The organism is Bacillus sp. C30 (assembly GCF_040838255.1).
Classification (GTDB): domain Bacteria; phylum Bacillota; class Bacilli; order Bacillales; family Bacillaceae_G; genus Bacillus_A; species Bacillus_A mycoides.
In genome coordinates this window covers 1-2,391 of record NZ_JBFPJH010000443.1, presented here as the reverse complement: position 1 = coordinate 2,391, position 2,391 = coordinate 1, and the positions used below count along the sequence as shown (strand labels likewise).

Annotated in this window: 2 protein-coding genes and 1 pseudogene; 2 read left to right on the top strand and 1 reads right to left on the bottom strand. The window is 35.9% G+C overall.

Going from position 1 to position 2,391, the window contains the following annotated elements; genetic code table 11:
- Window positions 1–54 precede the first annotated feature (54 nt).
- Window positions 55–144, top strand: a pseudogene (locus AB3X49_RS21490) (RNA chaperone Hfq); the annotation flags it as partial.
- 50 nt (window positions 145–194) lie between these two features.
- Here AB3X49_RS21490 and hbs read toward each other — a convergent pair.
- Entirely contained in the window at window positions 195–473 is a 279-nt protein-coding gene (gene hbs, locus AB3X49_RS21485) for a non-specific DNA-binding protein Hbs (RefSeq protein WP_367964622.1), read from the bottom strand.
- 439 nt (window positions 474–912) lie between these two features.
- Between hbs and AB3X49_RS21480 the strand changes: the two genes are divergently transcribed.
- Window positions 913–1,842, top strand: a complete 930-nt coding sequence (locus tag AB3X49_RS21480; RefSeq protein ID WP_367964620.1) for an Rpn family recombination-promoting nuclease/putative transposase — start codon at window positions 913–915, stop codon at window positions 1,840–1,842.
- Window positions 1,843–2,391: the final 549 nt, after the last annotated feature.

The following is a 2,391-nucleotide window of genomic DNA, read 5'->3' as shown; positions in this document are numbered from 1 at the left end:
ATCAATATGGACCTGAGTTAGATAAAAGAATTCGCTATCACTTGAAGAAAACAAAAGGGATATGACCTGTATTCGGTTTTGATAGAGGCTGAAGGGAAGCAACAACTTGTATATAAACATGCGATCTCCACTATTCGTTTATAAAAAAACAGTAGCATGAATCCTAATGAATTCATGCTACTGAATAATGGAGATTATTCAGCTTTTACAGCGTCTTTTAATGCTTTCCCCGCTTTAAAGGCAGGTACTTTTCCCGCAGGAATAGTAAGAGCTTCACCAGTATGTGGGTTGCGTCCTTCACGGGCAGCACGTTCTCGTACTTCAAATGTACCGAAGCCAATAAGTTGTACATTGTCTCCAGTTTGTAGCGCATTTTGAATAGATTGAAAAACAGCATCTACAGCGAGACTTGCTTTTTGTTTAGTTAGTTCAGATTCCATTACGACTTTTTGGACTAATTCTGTTTTGTTCATAATAAGACACCTCATTGTGATAGATATACTATTTTAGTATAAAGGGATGAGAGAAACAGCGCAAGGTAGCATGTGTTACTATGAGTCTGCAAATAATTGAGAATGAAGATGTGCCAAAAGGTGAAATGTTAGAACGATACAAAAAAGACCTCTCATTTCCTTTTGTAAGGCAAAGAAGGAGAAAATGGAATGGTTTTTTATGTAAAAGAGATAAAACTCGTTATAAAGAACAAATAAACCGTTGAAAGAAGTGGAGGGTATTGGAGAGATAAAAGAGATCGAAACACTCTCTGTATGTTGAAGTATAGTATATAATTTCACATACCGTACTGATTAATAAAAATAAAACCCACCAAACTAGTCATCAAGGGTTGCTTCTTCTCTTTACTCTTCGATACAATAGACATATAGAATACCGAAAAGAAAGGTGACTCTAACCATGAATCAGCCTTTAGTCAATTTACGAGTTGATTTTGCTTTTAAGCAATTATTTGGATCCAGAGGAAACGAACAGATATTAATGCAGTTCTTGAATGTGATCTTGGCGTCTTCACTATCTTCACCCATTCAAACGCTAAAAATAGAAGACCCACACCTGCATAGAGAATATGAAAACGATAAATTGTCCATTCTAGATGTATTAGCTACATTAGAGGACAAAACACAAATTTCAGTTGAAATCCAGCTGAATGACCAACATCATTTTTTAAAACGTAGCTTATATTATTGGAGTCGCTTATATGCTTCTCAATTGCAAAAAGGAAAGTCTTATGATGCGCTAAGAAAAACGATTACCATTAATATATTGAACTTTCCTGTCTTTTCAGAGTATGAAAACTTCCATACGACAGGAAAACTATGGGATATTCAGTTGCAAAAGTTACTATTAGATGATTTAGAACTCCATGTGATTGAAATTCCTAAATTAATGGCACAATGGAAAGAAGAACAAGTGAACCCGTGGGAAGATGCTTTTGTTAGATGGTTACTGTTATTATCCGCAAATGAGGATACACAATTAACGCATACCTTGGAGGAGATCGCCATGAATCGAGATCCAATTTTAAAAGATGCGATGCAAAAGTGGGAAAAGATGAGTCAAGATCCTGCATTCCGTATGTCGTATGAAGCGAGACAGAAGGCACTTATTGATGAAGCCTCTAAATTCAAATATGCCGAACAAAAAGGGCGACGAGAAGGTAAAGAAGAGGGTATTCAAGAAGGCATTGAGCAAGGAATGGAAAAAGGTAAATTAGCCGAAAGAGAACAGTTAATCCGTGGCATGCATAAAAACGGAATGGATATAGAAGATATTGCGAAGTTTACCAATATGGATGTTTCGGAAGTGCAAAATATTTTAAGACAATAAAAGGTAGATATCTCATTCATAAGAGGTGTCTACCTTTTATGAATGAGATATAAAAAAGGAGGACTTAACAATAGGACTGATTCCAAACAAGAAACACCCCTTTGGGAATGGTTTGCTTATCTTGGAGCAACCGTAATAATTATCCAACTTGTATATACATATCTATTTTAAAATCAAACTGCAACACGTTTTCCTACAATAGAAGAATTATATATTTCTCTATCTCCACCCAGAAACTTCTAACCACATTTGATGGAGTTCTCCTATTGATGTAAGTAATTCTTTCGTGTAAGGATGAGGTACTGTATGAATATAGTTCACAATCAGTTTTTCGAGCTCCGTTAGGCTGAAATTAGCCTGATTTGTCATTTGAGCTATGGCAAGTCCAAACTTCGTTGTATCCTTCATCAGTTGTGACCAGTTAGCCCTATCCTGGATTTCTCGTATTTTCTCAATATGGATACGGAACTTATTGGCGAGATGTTGGTTTTTTGGGTTCTGTTGCAAAGTTTGAAAAGAACTAATCCCGTTTATAAACTATGGTTATCG

Coding starts and splice junctions, on each gene's coding strand:
- hbs (WP_367964622.1), bottom strand. CDS start 473: ATGAACAAAACAGAATTAGTCCAAAAAGTCGTAATGGAATCTGAACTA.
- AB3X49_RS21480 (WP_367964620.1), top strand. CDS start 913: ATGAATCAGCCTTTAGTCAATTTACGAGTTGATTTTGCTTTTAAGCAA.